This is a genomic window from Terriglobales bacterium (assembly GCA_035624455.1).
Classification (GTDB): Bacteria; Acidobacteriota; Terriglobia; order Terriglobales; family Acidobacteriaceae; genus DASPRM01.
The window spans coordinates 1-4,277 of sequence record DASPRM010000032.1 but is presented as its reverse complement, the minus strand read 5'-3'; the positions used below and the strand labels follow the sequence as shown (position 1 = coordinate 4,277).

Here is a 4,277-nt window from a genome sequence, read left to right as displayed (position 1 = left end):
GCATACCTCGGTAAATGTCGGTGCCAGACTTCCTTGCCATCACGCGCGCGAAGGACGTAGACGGCATCCTGGACGTTATTATCGCGGATCGCGTTGGTCTCGCTGATGGCAATATATGCGCCATCCGGATCCACTTTGACGATTTGACGGCGGTGAGCCGGAGCCCACACGCAGTAAGGTCGTAAATTGTGCATCAACGCCTTGGGCGACAATCGAATCACCCTGCTGCTCGGAGCCGAGGCCGAGCATGGTCAATGAGCTGCGCTGCGTGGTGTAATCGTACTCGTATATTCCATCAGGGTATGACGGGGTAGTGGAGGAGCCGGGAAAAACCGGGCCACCTGAGGATCTGGATTGTGCGTCCATTGCTACGTGCGGAGGAAGGTGAGCGCCGTTTGAGCGAACTGAGCCGCGCGGTCGAAAAAGACTGGGCCGTGACTACCGTTTGGCACTACCCAAAGCGCGGATCCAGGTATGGCGCGGTACATCTCCACCCCCATTTCAACGGGGTACAGCGGATCACGATCTCCGTAAACAATCAGAGTCTGTGCGGTAACTTGTGCCAGAGATGACGGTGTGAAATTCATATCTTCGTGACTATCCTTCATTCCGCGTGTCCACTCCCATAGTGCCGCGATCTGCTCATCCCCGAGTTTGTGGCGTTGGCGCATCGTCTCCCACTCCGCCAGAGGTTGCCGATCGGGCGTGGGGACCTTCGCCATGATTGTCCTGGCCTGCTCTGGAAAATGCATAACGGCACTGACGAGGACCATGGCCTGAATTCGATCTGCCTGCGTCGTCGCAACATGCAGCAGGATATTCCCGCCCATGCTGATCCCAATTGCACGGCATCTCTCGATACGAAGATGGTCGAGCAAGGCGATGGTGTCCAAAGCACATTGTCGATGTGTAATTATTTTGCCTGGATTGCTCGAACGCCCGTGACCGCGCGCATCTGGCTTAATTAGCATGTATTCGCGCGCAAACTGATCGCCCCCGGCATGATTCCAGTGCTCTTGGCAGCCGGTGCCGCCATGGAGAAGCAGGAGCGGTTCGCCCGAGCCTTCCGACTCGTAGTACATTTCAATACCGTTAAGGGCAACGCGTTCAGCTTTCATATCTCGCATTGTTGCTGCGCTTGCGCGAGAACGCAATCCTGAAGCCGACTACCCAGCGAGGGGATCTGCCGTAGCTTGCTGGTGATGGCATGCTTGCGACTCTCCGCCGATGAATCGGCCGCGGTAACTGACGGGAGCGCCAAAAATTCAATGAGGGGCGGGGCTATGATCATCGGGCATTTCCCCCGCGTGACTATCGGTTGTTCGGGAATTGGGAGATTTCGCGATGAAATTCGCAGTCCGTTGTCTACTGCCAGCCAGGTTTCCGCTTGCTTCCTTTCGAGTGCGATGTGGGCCGGCACACCCGCTGAACGGCTTTCTCAGCAAGTCGCGCAGGCCAAGGCGCTGGCCGACAGGCACGCCTATCGCGAGGCGGCTGCCGTTCTCGAAAAGCTGCGAGCGATATCGACATCACCACGCTTCCGAACTGGTCGGGACACGCTCTATGTCCGTGCACGGTACGAAGCACTCGGGGGAAATCCCGACAAGGCGATGACGGCCCTGAAGTACGCCGCCGATTTGGAAGTACTGCCTCTTGGTGACGGACTGGCGAACCGAATTTATCGCTTTGCGCGACCGCCCCGAATTCAAGGCGCTGGTGGCGCGTCTCCAAAGGGAAGCGGCGTTGTGGAACGACAGCCCAGCCCTCGCCACTCCCTTAAAGCCAATGCTTAGCGAGGAGGAGAAAGTCGCGGGGCTTTCCAAGATCTGGTCGGAGGCCCGCTTCAATTTCCCCTTCCTCGGGCGTATCGATGTGGATTGGAACGCGGAATACATGGCCTTCCTTCCGCAAGTGAGAGCAGCGAAAACCACCGAAGACTATTACCGCGACGCGCCTCGCGCGAATTGCAGTTGCCCTCCCGTGCCGCTGATGTGGTGATGGCCGTCAGGTTCCGAAGCCACATGGCTCCTCGCTCTGATTCGAGAAGCTGAAAAATTCTCCATTGCACCAAGCCATCCCCGATGTCAATCTCCTTTCGGAAAAGCAAGTGAGGCACGATTTCCGCCCTCTTTCGACTCGCCCTGCATGAGGTCGATAATCATCGCAAACAGATGATTTCGGGTTTCTACTCTCACCCCGGCACGAGTGATGTAGCGAATCACGATATCGATCCCCGCTCCCGCCGGCCTAAGATTGACAGAAGGCATTGCACTGAACTGGGGTGAACCTTCCTCGTGCGTTACCCTCTTCCATTCTGCTTCCGCCCTTTTCGCGTCTGCTTCCGTGATCTTCACTGCAGCTTCATAGATCTTTTTGATCAGGGCATGAACCCCGGTGCCGGGGGGAACACTCACCTTGATCTCATCCCACATCCACTGTCCCACAGTCGAGAAGTTGAAATACTTGCCGCGGATCGCGTATCCGTTCAAGAACGAAACTCTTCTTCCAGTAGGATGGCCGTGAGCCGTCCAGTTTCCCGTCTCCAGCAACCAGGTGCGGAACAGACCAAGTTGCACTACCTCGCCGCCTACACCATCGATCTCTACCCAGTCCCTGACCCGAATTCCGTTTGGCCCCATCAGCACAAACCAACCGCAGAATGCCAAGATGAAATCCTGGAAGACCACGGTGAGCCCTGCGGTCACCAGGCCCAAGATGGTGGGCATCTGCCGCGGTACCCCAAAGACTGCCAGGAGGATCAGCAGGAGCCCGACGACTTGCGTTCCCAGATTCACAACTGTCTTCACCGTCTGTCTCTGGCGAACATCATGGACCATTTTTTCTAATGCGAGTTGCAGAGCCCAGCCCACCAGGATCGTTAACACGCAGATGGCCGCAATCAAAGCCACTGACCCTAAGATGAGATGAACGACGATCTTGCGCTGGATCTCAACTTGCTCTCCCCACCGCCCGTAGAGAGCGACGAGTTGTTGTTGCGTGTCGAGGCGATCGTTCAGGACGCTGAGGATGTTTTGCCAAGTGCCCATCTGTTGCAGCCGTTCGATTCGGTCGGAGCTTGATTCTCCGACGGTTTTCTTACTGGCGTCGGCAGCTTCCGCCTCAAGCCGTACCCGATCGGCTGTCAGCGCAGCTACATCAGCCTTAGCCAACTGCGCGGCTTGCACAATCAGATCTTTCCTCTTGCTGAGCGAGTGCAATGTGGAGAGCTGCTGCGCCATCGTTTTGTACTGTTCCGCGGAGGCGACGGCGGTTTGGCCATCGCTCTTTAAGGCCTGATCGTTATACTGCTTCATGGCGGCCTGGCGCATCGCCAATTCCTGTTGAAGCTTGCTGCGCTGATCTCCTGTTTCTCGAGCGAGGTCTTCGAGTGAATCGCTGAGCTCGTCTTGATCGAGCCCGAGTTGCGCCTTCGCAACTTCCAGGTCGCTGGCATTCGTGGCGGCGGCCGATGGCGTTGCTCCCGCTGCGGCACTAAGCGACGCGATCCGACCCTGGTCGTTCTTGATCACCTTCTGAAGCTCGGCGACCCTTTGCTGCAGCGCCAACGCTCGGCTACTCAGTTTTGGCTTGTCGAGACTTGCCTGCCGAAGTGACTGTGAGAACGCCTGGTCGACCTCATGATCCGCGAGACGTTCCGCCTCCCTGGCGAATTCCTTCTCTTCTGCTGACTGTGCCAAGTCGGCCAGAGTTGCCGCGGTCTGCCAGGGCCGCTGATCCACGACACCCCGCTGAACATAGGCTCCAGTCCAGTTACCCTTCTTGGCTTGCAAGAATGGAAGGTATGCCATGACCCCGCGAGTCAGAAACGAGCCAGCCAGAGTGACGACCAACACCATCAGCATAATCAGGACAACTACCACGAGAGTTCGATTCATATGCAAATCCTGGTCAAAACCTCTTATCGACTGTATCCCAGCGGAAGACGGCCCGCCATTCATCACAGTCGCGTGATTCTGGTCACTACGACCCCGCAATAAGACGGAATTTATCGTTGGGCAGTCTCAGAATGCTCGTCCCGCAGCCCACAAACTACTCCAAAACGCACGCCGTTCACCAGCTGAGCGGACGGCGAAAGCAATAACGATAAGGTGGCGCGAGACGATGAGAGTGAGCGTCTAGAGGCCATCTCATAAATAGTTTCTCATCAAGATGAGGATGCAACCGAGCTGGACCAAACCGAGGAAGTTGGCTGGGTGATACTCCCAACGGATGACCAGGCGTCGAAAGTTATGCAACCAAGCAAACAGGCGTTCGAT

Annotated in this window: 4 protein-coding genes; 1 reads left to right on the top strand and 3 read right to left on the bottom strand. The window is 56.7% G+C overall.

Annotation, left to right across the window (positions count from 1 at the left end; all coding sequences use genetic code 11):
• Both VEG30_04135 and VEG30_04130 read right to left on the bottom strand, forming a co-directional pair.
• A partial coding sequence (locus tag VEG30_04135) for a hypothetical protein (protein HXZ79094.1) occupies positions 1-194 on the bottom strand: 194 nt, incomplete at its 3' end.
• 174 nt (positions 195-368) lie between these two features.
• Complete coding sequence (locus VEG30_04130) at positions 369-1,118, bottom strand: alpha/beta hydrolase (protein HXZ79093.1); 750 nt, start codon at positions 1,116-1,118, stop codon at positions 369-371.
• 538 nt (positions 1,119-1,656) lie between these two features.
• On the opposite strand from VEG30_04130, the gene VEG30_04125 reads away from it, so the two are divergent.
• Positions 1,657-1,998 (top strand): hypothetical protein, encoded by a 342-nt coding sequence (locus tag VEG30_04125; GenBank protein ID HXZ79092.1) that lies wholly within the window; start codon positions 1,657-1,659, stop codon positions 1,996-1,998.
• An 86-nt stretch (positions 1,999-2,084) separates the two neighbouring features.
• Here the strand turns inward: VEG30_04125 and VEG30_04120 are convergent, their stop codons facing one another.
• Entirely contained in the window at positions 2,085-3,896 is a 1,812-nt protein-coding gene (locus VEG30_04120) for a mechanosensitive ion channel protein MscS (protein ID HXZ79091.1), read from the bottom strand.
• Positions 3,897-4,277: the final 381 nt, after the last annotated feature.

What these genes read in the sequence shown, in the direction of transcription:
- VEG30_04130 (HXZ79093.1), bottom strand. Translation starts at nt 1,118, where the DNA reads ATGAAAGCTGAACGCGTTGCCCTTAACGGTATTGAAATGTACTACGAG.
- VEG30_04120 (HXZ79091.1), bottom strand. Translation starts at nt 3,896, where the DNA reads ATGAATCGAACTCTCGTGGTAGTTGTCCTGATTATGCTGATGGTGTTG.